Annotated in this window: 20 protein-coding genes; 16 read left to right on the top strand and 4 right to left on the bottom strand. The window is 66.1% G+C overall.

Features of this window, described 5'->3' with window-relative positions; all coding sequences use genetic code 11:
* The first annotated feature begins 98 nt into the window (after positions 1 to 98).
* The 10 genes from ACNKW1_RS04405 (at position 99) to ACNKW1_RS04360 (ending at position 10658) form a co-directional block, all read left to right on the top strand.
* Complete coding sequence (locus ACNKW1_RS04405; RefSeq protein WP_418363388.1) at positions 99 to 2075, top strand: diguanylate cyclase; 1977 nt, start codon at positions 99 to 101, stop codon at positions 2073 to 2075.
* 141 nt (positions 2076 to 2216) lie between these two features.
* Positions 2217 to 2534, top strand: coding sequence for a flagellar transcriptional regulator FlhD (gene flhD, locus ACNKW1_RS04400; protein ID WP_418363387.1), 318 nt, complete (start codon positions 2217 to 2219; stop codon positions 2532 to 2534).
* Between the two features lie 10 nt (positions 2535 to 2544).
* The gene (gene flhC / locus ACNKW1_RS04395; RefSeq protein WP_418363386.1) at positions 2545 to 3123 is read left to right on the top strand and encodes a flagellar transcriptional regulator FlhC; all 579 of its coding nucleotides are present in this window, start codon (positions 2545 to 2547) and stop codon (positions 3121 to 3123) included.
* 244 nt (positions 3124 to 3367) lie between these two features.
* Positions 3368 to 4222 carry a flagellar motor stator protein MotA gene (gene motA / locus ACNKW1_RS04390; protein WP_418363385.1) on the top strand — a complete coding sequence of 285 codons (855 nt, stop codon included), beginning with the start codon at positions 3368 to 3370 and terminating at the stop codon, positions 4220 to 4222.
* A gap of 75 nt (positions 4223 to 4297) precedes the next feature.
* Positions 4298 to 5311, top strand: a complete 1014-nt coding sequence (gene motB, locus ACNKW1_RS04385) for a flagellar motor protein MotB (protein WP_418363384.1) — start codon at positions 4298 to 4300, stop codon at positions 5309 to 5311.
* 90 nt (positions 5312 to 5401) lie between these two features.
* Entirely contained in the window at positions 5402 to 6376 is a 975-nt protein-coding gene (locus ACNKW1_RS04380) for a chemotaxis protein (protein WP_418363383.1), read from the top strand.
* A 9-nt stretch (positions 6377 to 6385) separates the two neighbouring features.
* Positions 6386 to 7336: a chemotaxis protein gene (locus tag ACNKW1_RS04375; RefSeq protein WP_418363382.1), complete on the top strand. Its 951-nt coding sequence runs from the start codon at positions 6386 to 6388 to the stop codon at positions 7334 to 7336.
* A gap of 46 nt (positions 7337 to 7382) precedes the next feature.
* Complete coding sequence (gene cheY / locus ACNKW1_RS04370; RefSeq protein WP_418363381.1) at positions 7383 to 7781, top strand: chemotaxis response regulator CheY; 399 nt, start codon at positions 7383 to 7385, stop codon at positions 7779 to 7781.
* Between the two features lie 32 nt (positions 7782 to 7813).
* A complete protein-coding gene (cheZ, locus tag ACNKW1_RS04365) occupies positions 7814 to 8668 on the top strand; it encodes a protein phosphatase CheZ (RefSeq protein ID WP_418363380.1) in 855 nt (284 codons plus the stop codon).
* 85 nt (positions 8669 to 8753) lie between these two features.
* Positions 8754 to 10658, top strand: a complete 1905-nt coding sequence (locus tag ACNKW1_RS04360; RefSeq protein WP_418363379.1) for a chemotaxis protein CheA — start codon at positions 8754 to 8756, stop codon at positions 10656 to 10658.
* Between the two features lie 60 nt (positions 10659 to 10718).
* Here the strand turns inward: ACNKW1_RS04360 and tal are convergent, their stop codons facing one another.
* The 4 genes from tal to xseA form a co-directional block, all read right to left on the bottom strand.
* A complete protein-coding gene (gene tal, locus ACNKW1_RS04355; protein ID WP_418363378.1) occupies positions 10719 to 11795 on the bottom strand; it encodes a transaldolase in 1077 nt (358 codons plus the stop codon).
* Entirely contained in the window at positions 11792 to 12661 is an 870-nt protein-coding gene (locus tag ACNKW1_RS04350; protein WP_418363377.1) for a pseudouridine synthase, read from the bottom strand. Before ACNKW1_RS04350 ends, tal begins: the two co-directional genes overlap by 4 nt.
* A gap of 116 nt (positions 12662 to 12777) precedes the next feature.
* Positions 12778 to 13362, bottom strand: a complete 585-nt coding sequence (locus ACNKW1_RS04345; protein ID WP_418363376.1) for a superoxide dismutase — start codon at positions 13360 to 13362, stop codon at positions 12778 to 12780.
* A 137-nt stretch (positions 13363 to 13499) separates the two neighbouring features.
* Positions 13500 to 14921: an exodeoxyribonuclease VII large subunit gene (gene xseA, locus ACNKW1_RS04340; protein WP_418363375.1), complete on the bottom strand. Its 1422-nt coding sequence runs from the start codon at positions 14919 to 14921 to the stop codon at positions 13500 to 13502.
* Between the two features lie 305 nt (positions 14922 to 15226).
* Here xseA and ACNKW1_RS04335 point away from each other — a divergent pair, with 305 nt between their 5' ends.
* The 6 genes from ACNKW1_RS04335 (at position 15227) to adk (ending at position 18987) form a co-directional block, all read left to right on the top strand.
* Positions 15227 to 15835 (top strand): MotA/TolQ/ExbB proton channel family protein, encoded by a 609-nt coding sequence (locus ACNKW1_RS04335; RefSeq protein ID WP_418363374.1) that lies wholly within the window; start codon positions 15227 to 15229, stop codon positions 15833 to 15835.
* A 12-nt stretch (positions 15836 to 15847) separates the two neighbouring features.
* Positions 15848 to 16273 carry an ExbD/TolR family protein gene (locus tag ACNKW1_RS04330; protein WP_418363373.1) on the top strand — a complete coding sequence of 142 codons (426 nt, stop codon included), beginning with the start codon at positions 15848 to 15850 and terminating at the stop codon, positions 16271 to 16273.
* A gap of 10 nt (positions 16274 to 16283) precedes the next feature.
* Positions 16284 to 17291, top strand: coding sequence for a tetraacyldisaccharide 4'-kinase (gene lpxK / locus ACNKW1_RS04325; RefSeq protein ID WP_418363768.1), 1008 nt, complete (start codon positions 16284 to 16286; stop codon positions 17289 to 17291).
* A complete protein-coding gene (locus ACNKW1_RS04320; RefSeq protein ID WP_004312605.1) occupies positions 17272 to 17463 on the top strand; it encodes a Trm112 family protein in 192 nt (63 codons plus the stop codon). Before lpxK ends, ACNKW1_RS04320 begins: the two co-directional genes overlap by 20 nt.
* The gene (gene kdsB, locus ACNKW1_RS04315) at positions 17463 to 18248 is read left to right on the top strand and encodes a 3-deoxy-manno-octulosonate cytidylyltransferase (RefSeq protein WP_418363372.1); all 786 of its coding nucleotides are present in this window, start codon (positions 17463 to 17465) and stop codon (positions 18246 to 18248) included. The genes ACNKW1_RS04320 and kdsB overlap by 1 nt, the downstream gene beginning before the upstream one ends.
* An 85-nt stretch (positions 18249 to 18333) precedes the next feature.
* A complete protein-coding gene (gene adk / locus ACNKW1_RS04310; protein WP_418363371.1) occupies positions 18334 to 18987 on the top strand; it encodes an adenylate kinase in 654 nt (217 codons plus the stop codon).
* Positions 18988 to 19063: the final 76 nt, after the last annotated feature.

The raw sequence follows: 19063 nt of genomic DNA, 5'->3' as shown, positions 1-19063 counted from the left end.
CGCTTGCCTGCCGCCGATGTGTGACGAAGAATGGCAGGGCGGCTGGTAGCGCGGCGCGTCCGCGCAGCCGCGGCGTGAGCGATTTGCACAGGATGAGTATGTCCCTACCGATAGACATGAAGCGTTTCGCGCAGATCAAGAGCGCGGGGGAGTTGCCCTCTCCCAGGGGCGTCGCGCTCGCGGTCATCCGCATGACGCAGTCGAGCACGGTGTCGCTGGCGGACCTCGGGCGCACCATCAAGGCAGATCCGGCGCTTGTCGGGCGGCTGATCAAGGCGGCCAACGGCATGTTCCACGAGGGCCGGCGCCCGATCGTCTCGGTGCAGGAGGCTTTGATGGTGCTCGGCCTGCCCGCGGTGCGCGGGCTTGCGCTGGGTTTCTCTTTGCTTTCCAGCTACCGAAAGGGCGCCTGCAAGGGTTTCGACTACACACAGTTCTGGTCCTCGTCGCTGCTCATGGGGCTGTCGATGCAGATGCTTACCTTGCGTCTGCGCGTTGTTTCGCCGGATGAGGCTTTCAGCCTCGGCCTGCTGGCACGGGTCGGCGAGCTCGGCCTCGCCTCCGCGTATCCGGATGCGTTCGCGAGAATTCTGGGCGAATTGCGTGCGAACCCGGGCCTGCAGCAGGGCAGGCTCGAAGATCAGGCCTTCGCCATCGACCACTGCGAACTCGGGGCAGCGATGCTGCTGGATTGGGGGGTGCCCGAGTCGCTCGCGCACCCGGTGCGCTACTACGAGCAGCCCGATCTGTCTGGTTTTGCGGAGGGGTCGCGTGAATCGGGTATCGTGCAGTGCCTTGTGCTTTCGCGCGCGATCGCACGCCTGTGCCTGCTGCCGGAGGCCGAGCACGAGGCGCTGATGCCGGCGATCCTGCGTCTTGCGAGCCGTCTGGGGCTGCCGCGTGAAGAGCTCGTTGCAATCTGCGAGCGCATCGGGCGCAGCTGGGGCGAGTGGGGCCGCCTGCTGCAGATGAATACGGGCGCCTGCCCGCGCTTCGAGGCGCTGGGCAAGGTCGAAGAGACGACGCAGGCGTGTGCCTCCCCCGATTCCGCTCAGGACGCCCGGGAGGTGCGCGACGGACTGGGCGGGCAGGATGCCGTTCCAAGGCCGCGCGCGCTTGTGCTGGTGCGCGATGAGGCTGTCCGCAAGCTCTTGCGGACGGGGTTGAATGAGCTCGGCATGATGATGTCCGAGGTGCCGGATGCGGAGAGCGCGCTGGAGCGGGCGCTGGACGTGCAGCCCCAGGTGCTCGTCGTGGAGTGGGATGAGGCGGCTGCAAGGCTCGTGCGCAGCCTTCGCGACCTGCGCATGGGACGCAGCATTCTCGTGCTTGCGGTGGTCGTGTCCGAGGATGACGCCATGCTGGTGTCGGCCTCGGCAGCGGGGGCGGACGACTTCCTCGTGCAGCCGCTTGGGCACGCCGCACTGATGTTGCGCCTGCGCAATTGCCTGCGCACGGTGGCGCTGCAGCGCGATCTGGAGCGTGAGCGTGAGGAACTGCGCAGCCACGCCGCCGAACTGGCGATTTCGAACCGCCGCTTGCACGAAGCGGCGCTGACCGATGCCCTGACCGGTTTGCCGAACCGGCGTCATGCAGGGGAGGCGCTGCGCATGGAGTGGTCCAAGTCGGTCCGTCACGCGCGCCCGCTGTCGGTGATGGTGGTCGATCTGGACAACTTCAAATCGATCAACGACACCCATGGTCATGACATCGGCGACATCGCGCTGCGTCTGGCCGCGGAGGCGGTGCGCAAGGCCTTGCGCGTGCAGGACGTGGTGTGTCGTACCGGGGGGGACGAGTTCCTCGTGCTGTGCCTGGATGCAGATCTTCCCGCTGCCTGTGCCATGGCTCAGCGGGTGTGCGAGTCCGTGCGTGCGACGGTGCTGGCGTCCGACATGCCGAAGCTGAACTTGAGCGTAAGCGTAGGCGTGGCGGAGCGGACCGTCGACATGAGCACCCCGGAGGCGCTCGTCCAATGCGCGGACCGTGGCGCGATCCGCGCGAAGCAGCACGGCCGCGACCGGGTCGTTGCGCCGCAGCGCGAGCGGCAGCCGGCTGCGGCCACCCAGGTTTGATCGGCCGGTGGAGCTGCGGATGTTGCTGGCGAGCGACAGTCAAGGGGCACGATCGGGCGCGAATCGTGACTTTGTTACTTGCTGTTGCTCAGAAAGTACTTTAAGTTCGGGGCCATTCGTCCCTGAACGGGATAGGAAGTGATGGAGCGACCAGATTTTCAGGCCGAAATCCGCGAGTTGAATCTCGCCTACCTCATGCTCGCGCAGCAGATGTTGCGCAGCGACAGGGCGACGGCGCTGTTCCGGCTCGGGATCGGTGATGAACTGGCCGACCTGATCGAATCCATGTCGGCAGCGAAGCTGGTTCGGATGGCGTCCTCGCAGACCCTGATCCCCTGCTTTCGCTTCGATGACGCGCAGATCGCCCGGCTGATGTCGGGTGAGGGGCGCGACGCCACCAGCGCAAGCCTGCATGCCGCGATTCTGGCCGCAGGGCGGGCAGCTGGAGAGACGCCATGAGGAGTCGGTAATGAAGAACAAGAGTGTCATCGAGGAAGCTGAGGACGTCCGCCGCGCGGTGGAGATGGTGCAACTCGGCGCACGCATGCAGATGCTCGAGGTCGAAACCCGCCTGAGCCGCGAGAAGCTGCTGAAGATCTACAAGGAAGTGCGTGGCGCATCGCCCCCCAAGGGCATGCTGCCGTTCTCCACCGACTGGTTCATGACCTGGCAGCCGAACGTGCATTCCTCGCTGTTCATGGGTTATCACCGCTTCTTCACCGGGCGTGGCGGCGTGCAGGGGCTGGAGGCGACCCTCAAGGCCTATCACCTGTATCTTGACCACATCGAGAGCACGGCGATGGAGCCGGTGCTCAGCCTGACGCGGGCATGGACGCTGGTGCGCTTCTTCGATGCGGATCTGCTGCAAAGCGCGGCTTGCACCTGCTGCGGTGGTCAGTTCGTGGCGCATGCGCACGATCCGGTTCAGGACTATGTGTGCGGGCTGTGCAACATGCCCTCGCGCGCGGGCTCCTCGCGCAAGAAGGTCGGCGCCCGCAAGGCGGTTTCGCGCACACGTCAATCGGCGAAGCAGGTCGAGACCGCCTGACGGGGCTGCACTGCATGTCGCGGCGCCGGGCCGCGAGTACCGATATGGGCCGCACTGGAGACAGGCGGCCCTTGTTCGTTGTGGCGTTGCGTCATCCGGTGGCGCAGCGACGCCGGCTCCGCGCATCGTTCGTGCCGCGCAACAGGATGGGCCGGTACGCTCAAGTTCCGTTCAGCGCGGTCGTTACTGCCGTCAACGACCGCCCCGCCCTTTCGCGCACCGGGCCCTTTCCATGGAGTAAGCGGTGTTCCTGATCATTGGTTACGTCATCATCCTCGCAGCCTCGCTCGGCACCTACGCGGTGCACGGCAGCCTCGCCGCGCTCTGGGTGCCGATGGAGTACCTCGCCATCATCGGCCTGATGATCGGCGGTTTCGTTGCCGGCAACGGGCCCAAGGCGGTCAAGGCAACGCTCGGCTCGCTGTCGCTGGCCGTCAAGGGCTCGAAGTACAACAAGGCGCTCTACGTCGATCTGCTCTCGCTGCTGTTCGAGATTCTTGCCAAGGTACGAAAGGAAGGCCTGATGTCGATCGAGAACGACATCGAGAATCCCGAATCCAGCCCGATCTTCGCCAAGTATCCGAGCGTGGCTGCGGATCACCATGCCGTCGAGTTCATGACCGACTACCTGCGCATGATGGTGGGTGGCAACCTCAACGCCTTCGAGATCGAGAACCTGATGGACATGGAGATCGAGACCCACCATCAGGAAGCGCACCAGGCGCCGCATATCGTCGCCAAGGTGGCGGATGCACTGCCGGCGTTCGGCATCGTGGTTGCGGTGATGGGCGTGGTGAACGTGATGGGTTCGGTCGGCCAGCCGCCAGCGGTGCTGGGCAAGATGATCGGCGGCGCGCTGGTCGGCACCTTCCTCGGCATTCTGCTTTCATACGGTTTCGTGGCGCCGATCGCCAGCCAGCTGGAGCAGAAGGTGGAGGAGAGCGGCAAGATCTACCAGGTCATCAAGGTGGTGCTGCTTGCGAGCATGAACGGCTATGCGCCGCAGGTCGCGGTGGAGTTCGGCCGCAAGGTGCTCTATGCGTCCGATCGTCCGGGGTTCCTCGAGCTCGAGCAGGAAATCAAGAGCCGCAAGGGTTGAGCCGATGGCCGCGTACCGAACACTTCATCGTGCCGCTGAGCGGCCGACGACCGGGGACCCGTCCGGGAGCATGCCGTGAGCGACGATACTCAACAGCCAATCGTCGTCAAGCGTATCAAGAAGGGCGGCGGCGGCCACCACGGTGGTGCATGGAAGATCGCGTATGCGGACTTCGTCACGGCGATGATGGCCTTCTTCCTGCTGATGTGGCTGCTCGGCTCGACAGCGCAGGGCGATCTGGAGGGGATCGCCGACTACTTCCAGAATCCGCTCAAGGTCGCGATGCAGGGGGGCGAGGGCACTGGCGACAGCTCCAGCATCATTCAGGGTGGTGGCGAGGACCTGTCGCGCAAGGTAGGGCAGGTACGGCGCGGTGATACGCCGAACACGCGCTCGATCAACATCGACGCGGCGCCATCGCGCGCGAAGCATGGGGCGGATGGGGCGGTCGAGGCCGCGGCGCGGCGCGAGCGGGCGCAGCTGATCGACCTGAAGGGCAAGCTCGAGGCCATCATCGAGGCCAATCCGACCTTGCGCCAGTTCAAGAACCAGATCCTGCTCGATATCATCAAGGATGGTCTGCGCATTCAGCTCATCGACGCGCAGAACCGGCCGATGTTCACCACCGCGAGCGCAGAGTTGCGCCCCTATACGCGTGAATTACTGCGTGAGATTGCGAAGGCCCTGAACGACGTGGAGAACCGCCTGAGCATGTCCGGGCATACCGACTCGGCGCAATATGCGGGCGGGGAGCGAGGGTTCTCGAACTGGGAACTGTCGTCCAACCGTGCGAACGCCGCGCGGCGCGAACTCGTTGCCGGAGGGCTCGAATCAGGCAAGATGGTGCGGGTCGTGGGGCTCGCGGACACCGAACATCTGGTGCTCGACAATCCGCTCGATCCTGCCAACCGGCGCATCAGCATCGTGGTCCTGAACCGGGCTGCCGAAGAGGCGATCCGAACGCAGGGCAGCCGTGCGGCGATCGAAGTGGATAGCGCGCCGGGCTTCGAGTCTGTATTTCCGGACGCCTCGGGCGCTGAGGCAGCGCAGGCGGGAGGGGGGCCACCCTCCGGAGCCATGCTGCGTTGAAAACGGGCTCAAGTTCCCGTCCCGGTAGCCGATTAAACCAACATCGCGCGAGAAACTGGACGCGCACAACCGACCGCAGAGCAGGAAATCATGTCAGAACTGCTGAAGAACATTGATGCCCGGACCCGACTCGCGGGGACGAACAAGCTCGAGATCCTCCTGTTTACGCTCGGGGTGGATGCGAGGACGGGGCGGCGCGAAATTTTCGGGATCAACGTGTTCAAGGTGCGCGAGGTGATGCGTACGCCGCAGATCACGGCGGCCCCGGACATGCCGGATGCGGTGCAAGGCATGGTGAGTCTGCGCGGCGCGCTGGTGCCGGTGGTCGATCTCGGTAGCTATGTGGGCATCGGTGGAGATGCGGCGCGCGACATCATGATCGTGACCGAATACAACGGTCACACCCAGGGCTTCCTGGTCGAGGGGGTGGATACGATCCTGCGCCTCGACTGGTCGCAGATGCGGGTGCCCCCGGAGATGCTGACCGCCCGCCTGGGGGGGCTGGTTACGGCGGTCACCGAACTCGCCGACAACCAGCTGGTGATGATGCTCGACGTGGAGCGGGTGCTGTCGGAAACCTCGAAGTACGACGACGAGTTCCTGTTCCGCGACATCCCCGCGGTGCCGGAGGGCAGCGAGCACGTGGTGTACTTCGCCGACGACTCCTCCGTGGCGCGCAAGCAGATCACGCAAACCCTTGATGCGATGAACGTCCGGCATGTCGGCTCGGTCAATGGCCGCCAGGCCTGGGAAGAATTGCGCCGCGTGGCCGCGCACGCCGACGCCTGCGGCCGGCCGGTGAGCGATTTCGTCAGCCTGGTGCTCACGGACGTCGAGATGCCGGAGATGGACGGCTACATGCTGACCCGCCAGATCAAGGCGGACCGCCGCTTCGCCGGCATTCCGGTGATCATGCATTCGTCGCTCTCGGGGATGTCGAACCAGCAGCTCGGGCTGTCGGTCGGGGTGGATGAATACGTTCCCAAGTTCGAGCCGCAGCGGCTCGCGCAGACACTGCTTCGCCTGCTCGGTGCAGCAGGCGCCGCAAGAAAGAAGGACAAGTGAGGAGCCGACATGCAAATGACTGATCGCGAAGGGTCGGGCCTGTTCGACACGGTCGATAGCCGCGCCACGCTGGCGGGCTCGAACCGGATGGAGATCCTGCTGTTCTCGCTCGGAACGAACGAGAACTTCGGCATCAACGTGTTCAAGGTGCGCGAGGTCTCGACGACGCCGTTCATCACCCGTACGCCGAACATGCCGGCCGGTGTGGAAGGGCTCATCTCGCTGCGGGGCAATGTGATCCCGGTGCTGTCCCTCGGCCGCATCCTGGGGCTGACCGAGCCCGGCGCGCCGCTTGGCGGGGCGATGATGGTCACCGAATACAGCAAGCGCACGCTGGGCTTCCTGGTGGAGTCGGTCGATCGCATCGTGCGTGTGGAGTGGGATCGCGTGCGTGCGCCCGAAAACGTCTCCGCTGCCGGCACCCAGCAGGGCTACATCACGGCGATCACCGAGTTGCCCGATGGCAGGCTGATCTCGATCCTCGATGTGGAGTCGATCCTCGCCAACACCTTCGGCGACAGCGTCATTGGTGACATCGCGCCGATTGCGGGTGGACATGATGTCAACGTCTTCTTCGTGGATGACTCGGCGGTTGCGCGGCGCAAGATCAGTGAGGTGCTGGACAAGCTCGGCGTGCGCCACAAGCACGCCCAGAACGGCCTCGAGGCCTGGAACCGGCTGCAGAGCCTGGCTGACCACGCCGAACAGACCGGACGGGTGCTGCTGGACGAAGTGGACCTCATCATGGTCGATGCCGAGATGCCGGAGATGGACGGCTACGTGCTGACGCGCAACATCAAGTCCGATGCGCGGTTCGCCGGCATTCCGGTGGTGATGCACTCCTCGCTCTCATCCGAGGCCAATCGGGCGATGGGCAGGAACGTCGGGGTGGATGCCTACGTGGCAAAATTCGACGCCGAGGTGCTTGCTGACACGATTCGCCCGATGCTGCAGCGCTGACGGTGCGCAACACCCAGAACCCTGTCAGCCGAACCGGAGAACACAGATGGCCGACCCCAAAATGAAGTTTCTTGTCGTCGACGATTTTTCGACCATGCGCCGCATCGTGCGCAACCTGCTCAAGGAACTGGGCTTCACCAATGTCGACGAGGCCGAAGACGGACAGGTGGCGCTGCAGAAGCTGCAGGCCGGCGCGTTCGACTTCGTCGTCACCGACTGGAACATGCCGAACATGGATGGCCTGACGCTGCTGCAGACCATCCGGCGCACGCCCCAGCTCAAGCATCTGCCGGTGCTGATGATCACCGCGGAGGCGAAGAAGGAAAACATCATCGCTGCAGCCCAGGCAGGCGCCAGCGGCTACATCGTGAAGCCCTTCACGTCGGGAACCCTCGCCGAGAAGCTCGAGAAGATCTTCGAGAAGATGGCGCGTCCCCAGGGTTGAGCGGGCGAGCGTGGGAATCGGAGCAAAGAACCATGAACAAGAGGTCGAGAATGGATGCAAACGGTGATTCGGACGATCTGCAGGCACTGTTCGACAGCATCGCTGCAGACCCCGTGAGCACGCCCGCGCGCCCGGCAGCGCCCTCTCCCGCGCCCGTATCGGGCGGCGACAGTGGCGACAGCGACGAACTGCAGGCGCTGTTCGACGCGGTTGCGGAACAGGGGCAGCCCCAGGCCGACGTGGCTCCCGCGCCCCCGGCGGCGGGAGAGACCGGAGATCAGGAGGCGGGCGTCGTTTTCAACCGCCTCGGGCACCTGACGCGGCAGGTGCATGACACCCTGCGCGAACTCGGGCTCGAAGCGACGATCAAGGACGCTGCAGCAGCCGTGCCCGATGCGCGCCAGCGGCTCGCCTATATCGCCCAGGCGACCGAGCAGGCGGCCAGCCGCGTGCTCAATGCGACCGATATTGCAAACCCGATCCAGGATCGGCTCTGTGACGGTGCGAAGGCCCTGTCCGCGCGCTGGGACGAATTGTATGCAGGCCGCCTCTCGCCCGAGGCGTTCAAGGACCTGAGCGCGGACACCCACCGCTTTCTGGATTCGGTGGCGGAGGGGAGCCGCGAGACCGGCGCCCAGTTGCACGAGATCATGATGGCGCAGGACTTCCAGGACCTGACCGGACAGGTGATCAAGCGCGTGGTCGAACTGGCCCAGACGCTGGAGACGCAGCTGATCCAGGTCCTGCTCGAGGCGGCGCCTCCCGAGGTTCGGGCTGAAAGGCACACCGGGCTGATGAACGGCCCTGTCATCGATTCGGAAGGGCGTACGGATGTCGTGACCAGCCAGGCCCAGGTCGATGACCTGCTCGAGAGCCTCGGCTTCTGAACTATCGCCCCGTTGCGCAACGATCTTTGCGCGCAGCGGGCTGGTGTCATCGTCGATGGCGCCGAATTGTGGAGCAAGGTGAATCATGAGTGACTTCGCAGGGATGGAAGATCTGCTGCAGGACTTCCTCATCGAGGCAGGCGACCTGCTGTCGGGAGTCGATAACAAGCTGGTGGACCTGGAGCGGTCGCCGGGCGACAAGGGCTTGCTGAACGACATCTTTCGTGGTTTTCACACGATCAAGGGCGGGGCGGGCTTCCTGAATGCGGCCGAACTCGTCACCTTGTGCCACCTCACCGAGAACCTCTTCGACAAGCTGCGCAATGGCGAGCTCTCGATCACGCCCGAGCGTATGGACGTGATCCTCGCCGCAACGGGCGCCGTGCGTGACATGTTCTCCGAGCTCGAGCGCAGTACCCAGCCCTCTGCGGCCGCCCCTGAGCTGCTGGAGAGCCTGCGTGCCGCGATCGCAGGCACCGATGCCGCGGCGGGCGGCTTGCGTGCGGCTGCACCGGCGGCGGCCAAGGAGGCGGTGAACGTGCCGCGCCAGGGCGAGCCCGATTGGGATACGCTCTACGCGGTGGTCACATCCGGAACGGTGGTCGGGCAGCCTGCTGCGGCCGCTGCGCCTACGCCTGCGGACGCGCATGGAGCCAAGCCGGTCGCCGCGGTCGAGGACGCGATCGTCAAGGCGGCCTTCGGTCGCCGGGCGACGGACGTGCCGGGCGCGCCGGCACCGATCGGCCGCCGGGAAGGGGAGCGCCAGCGCGACAACTCGATCCGGGTCGATACCTCGCGCCTGGACCAGGTGCTCAACCTGTCGGGCGAGATCGGGCTCACGAAGAACCGGCTCAATGCGCTGCGCAGCGACATCCTCGCGGGCCGGACGGACACCGATACCCTGCACGCGCTCGACCTTGCGGTCAGCCAGCTCGACCTGCTCGTCTCGGATCTGCAGAACGCGGTAATGAAGACGCGCATGCAGCCGATCGGCCGCCTGTTCCAGAAATATCCGCGCATTGCACGCGACCTTGCGCGCAGTCTGGGCAAGGACGTGGAACTGATGCTGGTCGGCGAGGACACCGAGATCGACAAGACGATGATCGAGGATCTCTCCGACCCGATCATCCACCTGATCCGCAACGCGGTGGACCACGGCATCGAGGATGCCGCCGGGCGCGCTGCGGCGGGCAAGCCCTCGCGCTCGGCCGTCCGCCTCGAAGCCCGCCAGGAGGGCGACCACATCGTCATCGTGGTGGCCGACGATGGGCGCGGGATGGACGCCGAGAAGCTGCGTGCCAAGGCGCTCTCGAAAGGCCTCATCACCGATGAGGAAGCGAGCACGATGGATGAGCGGCAGAGCTACAACCTCATCTTCCTGCCCGGCTTCTCGACTGCGGAGAAGGTTTCGGACGTGTCGGGCCGCGGCGTCGGCATGGACGTCGTGCGGACGAACATCCAGAAACTGAACGGAAGCATCGAGGTCAGCTCGCAGCTCGGCAAGGGCACGACGCTGGTCATCAATCTGCCGCTCACGCTGGCGATCCTGCCGGTGCTGCTGGTCGGGCTGGGTAATCAGCCCTTTGCGGTGCCGCTGTCCATGGTGCGGGAGATCCTGCCCATGGATCCGAAGAGCATCCAGGACGTTGGCGGCAAGGCGACGATGACCGTGCGCGGCGAGGTGCTCCCCATCCTGCCGCTCACCACGCTGCTTGGCTGGCCGCGCGAGTGCGTGCCGCAGTACGGCGTGCTGATGCAGGCCGCCGACTGGTCCTTCATTCTCGCAATCGACAATTTCTCCGGGCGTGAGGACGCGGTGATCAAGTCGCTGGACGATTTCCGGCCCAAGGGCGTGGCGGGCGTCACGACGCTATCCAACGGTCAGATCGTGCTCATCCTGGACATGAAGGAACTGCTCGACTCGACCGGCGACCGCCGGGGCATCTCGCGCGCGAATCTCTTGGCCGAGCCGGAAAGCGTAGCGGCCTGAGCGGCACGCGCCTGCATCCGGCCCCCGCGTTCGCATACAGCGACGCGGGGGCCGTGCGTTTCAGGCGGTCAGTTGCAGCAGCCCGGCGAAGGCCTCCTCGAACTGGTTCAGGCCTTCCCGTTGCAGTTGCTCGCCGATGGCGACCAGATCGATGCCTGCCGCCGCGAGGGCGACGAAGTGCTGTCCAGCCTGCTCGACGTCCTCCTCCAGCGTGTCGGCGACGCGGCCGTGGTCGCGCAGCGCCGCGAGCGTGGCGTCGGGCAGGGTGTTGATGGTTTCGGGGCCGATCAGCGGTTCGACGTAGAGCAGGTCGCTGTAGTCCGGGTTCTTGGTGCCGGTGCTTGCCCACAGCATGTACTGCGGCCGCGCGCCTGCGCTGGCGAGATCCTCGAAGCCGGCGCCGTGGAAGCGTTCCTGGTAGGCTGCGTAGGCCAGCCGCGCCATGGCGACGGCGGTCTGCCCGCGTAGTGACAGCAGATCGCCGCCGTGTGCCTCGATCCGTTTGTCCACCAAAGTGTCGACCCGCGAGAGGAACAGGCTGGCCACCGACATGACCTTCGAGACATCGCCGCCTGCCGCCTGCAGCCGGGCGAGTCCGCGCAGGTAGGCTTCCGCGACGCCCTCGCAGTGTGCGAGGGAGAACATCAGCGTGACATTGACGCTGACGCCCTCGCCGATCAGGCGTTCGATCGCCACCAGCCCCGCTGTGGTGGCCGGCACCTTGATCAGCAGATTGGGGCGGTCGACCGCTGCCTTCAGGCGTAGCCCGGCAGTAACCGTGCCTTCAGCGTCGTGCGCGAGCGCGGGAGACACCTCCAGGCTCACATAGCCGGCCGCGCCCTGCGTGTCGCGATGAAGGGGGGCGAGCAGGTCGCAGGCGCGCTGCACGTCGGGAATGACGAGCGCTTCGTAGCGCGTTTCGGCGCAGATGTCCTGCTGTTTGAGTGCCGCCAGGTCGTCCTCGTAGTAGCGACCGCCGGAGATGGCCTTGTGGAAGATGGCCGGATTGGTGGTCACGCCGGCAATGCCGTCTTCGGCGATGAAGCGCGCGAGCTGGCCTTCGTTGAGCAGGGTGCGGGAGAGGTTGTCGAGCCAGATCTGCTGGCCGTGCTGGCGTACCTGAAGCAGCGGGTTCATCGTTCTACCTGGAGAGTCGTTTCGGAGCTTGGGATCCGCAGTGCGGGAGAGGGCGATTGTGCACCGAAAGCGGGGCTCCAGCCCAGCGCCTCGACCACCGCTGCAAAATCCTCCGCCACCGGCGCCACGATCTCGAGTGGTTCTCCTGTCACCGGATGGGCGAGGGCCAGCCGCGTGCAGGCAAGCAGCATGCGATGGCTGCCGAACAGATGCTGAAACAGCCGGTTGTGGCGGCCCTTGCCATAGGTGGCGTCACCGATGATCGGATGGGCGATGTGCTTGAGGTGGCGGCGCAGTTGGTGGCGGCGGCCCGTTTCGGGGCACAGCTCCAGCAGTGCATAACGGCTGCTCGGATATCGGTCCACCGCGTGCGGCAGTTCGACCGTGGCCAGGCGGCGGTAGCGGGTGCGTGCGGGCTGGGCGACGGGTTCGGCGGTCGCGCGCGTGCCCCCTGCGGCATCGACCCCATCGTGCGCATCGAGATCCTCGGGCAGCGCATCGCGTGCGCCCGCCCCCTTGCCGCGGTGGATTTCGACCGGGTCGAGGCGGCGCACCAGGGGATGGTCGATGCATCCCCGTTCGGGTGGATGGCCGCGCACGATGGCGAGGTATTGCTTGTCGACCGCCTGCAACTCGAAGCGCTGTGCGAGTGTGCGCGCAACCTCGCGCTCGAGCGCGAACAGCAGCACGCCCGAGGTGCCGCGGTCCAGCCGGTGGGCGGGATACACGCGCTGGCCGATCTGGTCGCGCAGCAACTGCACTGCGAAACGCGCCTCGTGCGCCGCAATCGGGCTGCGATGCACGAGCAGGCCCGAGGGCTTGTGGATCGCGATCAGCGACGCGTCGCGGTAGAGGATGTCGAGCATGGGGCGTCTCGTCGGTGGCGCGCCGCCTGCTCGGCGCAGGGGGCCGGAAAGCGCGAAAGCGACCACGTGGGTCGCTTTCGCATTCGACGCGGCCGGCTGGATGCCGGCAGTGGGAATCAGGCGAAGTTCTTCGCCGCGAAGTCCCAGTTCACCAGCTTGTCGAGGAAGGTGGCGACGAAGTCGGGACGGCGGTTGCGGTAGTCGATGTAGTACGCGTGCTCCCAGACGTCGATACAGAGCAGCGCGGTGTCGCCGGTGGTCAGCGGCGTACCGGCGGCGCCCATGTTGACGATGTCCACCGAGCCGTCTGCCTTCTTGACCAGCCAGGTCCAGCCCGAGCCGAAGTTGCCGACAGCGGAGGTCTGGAAGGCCTTCTTGAAGTCCTCGTAAGAGCCCCACTTGGCCTTGACCGCATCGGCCAGCGCGCCGGCAGGCTCACCGCCGCCGTTGGGCGACATGCAGTTCCAGAAGAAGGTGTGGTTCCAGACTTGAGCCGCGTTGTTGTAGACGCCGCCCGCGGGCGCCTTCTTGACGATGGCTTCGAGGTCGAGGTTCTCGAACTCGGTACCCTTGATCAGATTGTTCAGGTTCGTGACGTAGGCCTGATGGTGCTTGCCGTGGTGGAACTCCAGCGTTTCGGCCGAGATGTGCGGGGCCAGAGCGTCCTTGGCATAGGGCAGTGCGGGAAGGGTGTGTTCCATACGGATTCTCCTGTTGTGATTTGTCTGTCTGTAGGTCTATAAAGACGTACCATTTTAGTCTTTATTGAGACGGGCTGACAATGTTGCGCCCCGCATGTTAAGCCCATCGCGGCGCGTGCGGAACACGACTGTGCAAATCAGTCGCGTGGCGCAGCTTCCCGCCCATCGCGTGCCCGGTCGCTGCCGCAGCGCATGACCCGGGTGTCCAGCCGGCCTTTTGCGAGCTGCACGCTGACCACGCTGCCGATCGCGATATCGTCCGCGCTGCGCAGTACGTTGCCGTGTTCGTCACGCGCGATTGCGTAGCCCCGGCCGAGCACGGCCTGCGGGTCGAGATGCTGGAGGTGCGAATCGAGTGCCTGCAGGCGGTCGCCGCGGCGCTCGAGCTGGGTGTGGAACGCCGTGCGCAGCCGCAGGGAGAGGGTGTCGATGCGTTCGCGCTGCACCGCTGGCCTGGGGACAGCTGCACCAAGCCGCAGACTGGACTGCGCAACGCGGAGGCGGGCGCGCTCGAGGTGGCGGTTGCCGGCGTCCCGCAGTCGCATGGCCAGCGCGTCGAGCGTGCTGCCCGCGCGCTGCAGGCGCTCGCGCGGGTGCACGAGCCGCAGTCCGGCGCGATCCAGGCGCTGGGCCAGCTCGGCGATGCGGCGTGCCATGGCCCGCTGCAAGGCCTGGTCGATGGCATCCAATCGGGCCGGGGCCGCCTGCCAGCCGCTGCTGACGAGTTCGGCTGCGCCGGTGGGGGTCGGGGCGCGCACGTCGGCGGCGAAGTCGGCGATCGTGAAGTCGGTTTCGTGCCCCACCCCGCATACCACTGGCAGCGGACACGCGCGCACGGCGCGCGCGAGCGCCTCGTCGTTGAAGGACCAGAGATCCTCGATGCTCCCGCCGCCGCGCACCAGCAGCAGCACCTCTGCGCCATCCTGTCCGGCCCGCTGGCCTGCACGCTGAATGGCGGCGCGCAGTCGTGCCGCTGCGTCGCCGCCCTGTACCGGGGCGGGGTAGAGGATCACGGGCACATGCGGTGCACGCCGGCGCAGGGTGACCAGTACGTCGCGCAGCGCGGCGGCCTGCGGCGAGGTGACGATCCCGATCGCACGCGGATGATGCGGTAGCGGACGCCTGAGCGCGGGGTCGAACAGCCCTTCCGCAGCGAGCTTGGCCTTGAGCCGGTTGAACGCTTCGAACAGGCTGCCGATGCCGGCTGGGCGCAGCGTTTCGACGTTGAGCTGATACTCCCCACGGGCCTCATACAGCGTCGGCAGCGCGCGGGCCTCCACGCGCATGCCGTTCTCCGGACGGAACGCGAGCAACTGCGCACGGTTGCGCCACATCGCGCACCGCACCTGGGCATCGGCATCCTTGAGGGTGAAGTAGACGTGGCCGGAGGCGGCGCGGGTGAGGTTTGAGACCTCGCCCCCGACCCACATCAGCGGTAGCGCGGACTCGAGCGCCTGTCGTGCAAGGCGGTTGAGTTCGGCGACGCTAAGTACCGGAGCGGACAGGAAATCGGGCGCACTGGAAAGGCCGCCTGCGGCCTGTGAGGCTTGAAATGTCATGGCGGGATTGTAGTTCAATCCACAGCCTTTGGACGCTGTCAAGGTACATGTCGCAAGTCCTTGATCAATAAAGGGTGAATTTGCAAGTCTATGATTTAAAAAGGTTTAATGTGTTGCACAATTTTGCATCGAAGAGTGCTGTCGCCTGCAGGCAGGCCGATTCGGGGCAATATTCCTCATTGATCCACATACTTATCCACAGCTTCTGTGGATGGATCTGCGTGCCGGCCGCATTGACGGCCGTGCTTGCCCGCGCAGGGATGCGGCGCTAGAGTTCGCGCTTTACCCAAACGAGGTTTCCGCGCGTGTTCGCGATCATCCAGGCCGTCGGCTGGCCGATCTGGCCCTTGATTCTGGCGTCGGTCATTGCGCTTGCGCTGATCATCGAGCGCTCCATCTCCCTGCGTCGCGCCCGCATCGTTCCGGCCGGACTGCTCGACAAGGTGCTTGCCGACGTCCGCCAGGGCGAGGCCTCGCTCGAGATGATCGAGCGCGTGGCTGCGCACTCTCCGCTCGGCCGCGTCCTGGCTGCGGGGCTGCGCAACGTCAACAGTTCGCGCGAGGTCATGAAGGAAGCCATCGAGGAAACCGGCCGTGCCGTGGTGCATGAACTGGGGCGCTTCCTCACCACGCTCGGCACCATTGCGGCGATCAGCCCGCTGATGGGCCTGCTCGGCACCATCATCGGCATGATCGACATCTTCGCCTCTCAGGGGGTGAGCGGCGCCAATCCGGCCCAGCTTGCGCACGGCATCTCGATCGCCCTGTACACGACTGGGCTCGGCCTCATCATCGCCATTCCGGCAATGATCTTCTGGCGTCACTTCAAGGCGCTGATCGACAGCTTCGTGATCGACATGGAGCAGCAGGCGGTCAAGCTCGTCGAGGTCGTGCACGGCGACCGCCGGGTCTGAGGACGAACAGCCATGGATTTTCGCCGCGGCAGCCGCAACGAGGAGCCGGAGATCAACATGATTCCGCTCATCGACGTGGTGCTGGTGATCATCATCTTCCTCATGCTCACCACGACCTTCTCGAAGGTTTCCGGGCTGGAGATCAACCTGCCGACGGCCGAGTCCGATGGGGCGGAGTCCGTCTCGCGGGAGATCGTCGTCGCCGTCACCGCTGCAGGCGAGGTGCTGGTCAACCGCCAGCCCGTGGGCGAGCGCAGCATCGACGCGATCGCAGCCGCGCTCGGCAAGGTCGCGCCGGGGGAGGCGGGGAGTCCGCCCGTCATCGTCATCAATGCGGATGCCAAGGCGGCGCACCAGAGTGTGGTGGATGTAATGCAGGCCGCCCAGCGTGCGGGCCTGCCGCACATCACGTTCGCGACCCAGGCCCCGGCGCAGTGAGCCGTTGAGCATGGCGGCACGGGCGCCCGCGTTCTGGCTGCAGCGCGGCCCGGTCGCGCAGATCCTGCGTCCGCTCGCCTGCCTGTTCGGAGCACTGGCTGCCCAGCGGCGCAGGTCGGTGCAGCCGGAGCGGCTTCCGCTACCGGTGATCGTGGTCGGCAACATTGCCGTGGGCGGCAGCGGCAAGACCCCGGTGGTGGACTGGCTCGCAAGCGTGTTGCGGGGCGCGGGGCGCCACCCCGGCATCGTCAGTCGAGGGCATGGCGGGCGGATCAGTACCGAGGGCCGGGTGGCGATGGTGCCGCGCGAGGGTGATCCAGTGCTTTACGGTGACGAACCCGTGCTCCTGGCGCGGCTCACCGGCTGCCCGCTCGTGATCGGCCGCGACCGTCCGGCTGCGGCGCGCGAGCTGATGCGCCTGCACCCGGAGTGCGACGTCCTCATCGCGGACGATGGCATGCAGCACTACCGCCTCGGGCGCGACATCGAGATTGCCGTGGTGGATGAAGCCACCCTCGGCAATCGTCTGCTGCTTCCGGCGGGGCCGCTGCGCGAGCCGCTCGCGCGTCTTCGCGAGGTCGATCTGGTCGTCGCGCACGGCCCACTGTCGCTGCCCGTGCGCGAAGCGCTTGAGTCGGTGCCCACGTATCCGATGCGCCTGCACGGTGGAGAACTGTATGCGCTCGCAGGGCCCGCGCGTCGGCGCGCGGCTGTGGAGCTGCGTGGTCAGCGAGTGCATGCCGTGGCCGGAATCGGGCGTCCGCAGCGCTTCTTCGACCAGCTCGCGAGCGAGGGCATGGTCGTGGTTCCGCACCCCTTCCCGGACCATCACCGCTTCACTCCGGCTGACCTCGCATTCGACGAGCCACTTCCGATCCTGATGACGGCCAAGGATGCGGTAAAATGCGCCGCTTTCGCGCCCGATGACTGCTGGGAGTATCCGGTCCGGGCGCAGATCGGTTCGGGCGCTGCCGAACGCATCCTGGAGATACTGGAAGATGGACGCACGACTGCTTGAAATCCTCGTCTGCCCGCTGTGCAAGGGGCCGCTCGACTACCTGAAGGACAAGCAGGAACTGGTGTGCAAGGCTGATCGCCTGGCCTATCCGATCCGCGACGGCATCCCGGTCATGCTGGACGAGGAAGCGCGCGCGATGAGCGCCGAGGAAGTCGACGCCCTGCGCAAGTAATGGCTGCCATGGCATCCGCGGCCTTTCGTATCGTCATTCCGGCGCGCTACGCCTCCACCCGGCTCCCCGGCAAGCCACTGGCCGACCTCGGCGGCAAGCCGATGATCGTGCGCGTGCTGGAGCGCGTGCAGGCGGCGGGAGCTGCCGAGACCCTGGTTGCCACCGACCACGAAGGTGTGCGCGATGCGGTGCAGGCGGCCGGTGGCGCGGTGGTGATGACCCGCCCGGACCATCCGAGCGGAACCGACCGCCTCGCTGAGGTCGCCGCGCTGCGCGGCTGGGCGGACGAGGACGTCGTGGTGAATGTGCAGGGCGACGAGCCGCTCATCGACCCTGCGGTCGTGGTGGCGGTTGCACGGGCGCTGGCCGCGGACGCAGAGGCTGCGATCGCCACGGCCGCTCATGCGATCCACGATCCCGCCGAGGTCTTCAGTCCCAATGTGGTCAAGGTCGTGTGTGATGCCGCGGGGCGCGCACTGTATTTTTCGCGAGCGCCGATTCCCTGGGCGCGCGACGCCTGGGGGGAGGGCGGCCGCGACCTGCCGCCAGCGCTGCCGGTGCTGCGCCACGTCGGCCTGTACGCTTACCGGGTCGGCTTCCTGCGCCGCTACGCAAGTCTCGAGCCCTCGCCGTTGGAGCACTGGGAGGCGCTGGAACAACTGCGTGCGCTGTGGCATGGCCACCGCATCCGGGTGCTCGAGCTTGCGCAGGCTCCCGCGGCCGGGGTCGACACCCCACAGGATCTGGAGCGGGTACGCGCATTCTTCGCGGCTGGAGGGGTTTGACCACCCGACGCGCGTCAGTTAAGTTTCTGCTGTTCAATCAATAAGGAAACGGCCATGCACTGGCCGTCCATTTACGGGAGGGAGTATGCGACTGATTCTGTTGGGACCGCCGGGCGCCGGCAAGGGTACGCAAGCCAACTTCATCAAGGAGAAGTTCGGCATTCCGCAGATCTCCACCGGCGACATGCTGCGCGCCGCGGTGAAGGCGGGCACCCCGCTGGGCCTGGAGGCCAAGAAGGTCATGGATGCCGGCGGCCTCGTGTCCGACGACATCATCATCGGCCTGGTCAAGGACCGCCTGCAGCAGGACGACTGCAAGTCGGGCTACATGTTCGACGGCTTCCCGCGCACCCTTCCGCAGGCCGACGCGATGAAGGACGCTGGCGTACCGATCGACTTCGTGCTCGAGATCGATGTGCCTGATGCCGAGATTGTCGAACGCATGAGTGGCCGCCGCGCCCACCTCGCCTCCGGTCGCACCTATCACGTCAAGTACAACCCGCCCAAGGTCGAGGGCAAGGACGACGTCACCGGCGAAGACCTGGTGCAGCGCGACGACGACAAGGAAGAAACCGTCAAGAAGCGCCTCGACGTCTACCACTCGCAGACCAAGCCGCTGGTCGAGTACTACAGCAAGTGGGCTGCATCGGGGGATGCCAAGGCGCCCAAGGTGCGCAAGATCTCGGGGCTGGGAGCGGTCGACGAGATCACCACACGCGCATTCGACGCGCTCAAGTAAGCGCTGGTGCGGACGTGCCGCGACGCCCGAAGCGTGCGGCAACAGCGGTGCGGTTGCGCCCCCTGCGGGGTGGCGG

It is taken from the genome of Thauera sp. WH-2, from assembly GCF_048321015.1.
GTDB lineage: Bacteria > Pseudomonadota > Gammaproteobacteria > Burkholderiales > Rhodocyclaceae > Thauera.
The sequence above is the reverse complement of the archived record's forward strand: the minus strand, read 5'-3'. Positions and strand labels throughout refer to the sequence as shown.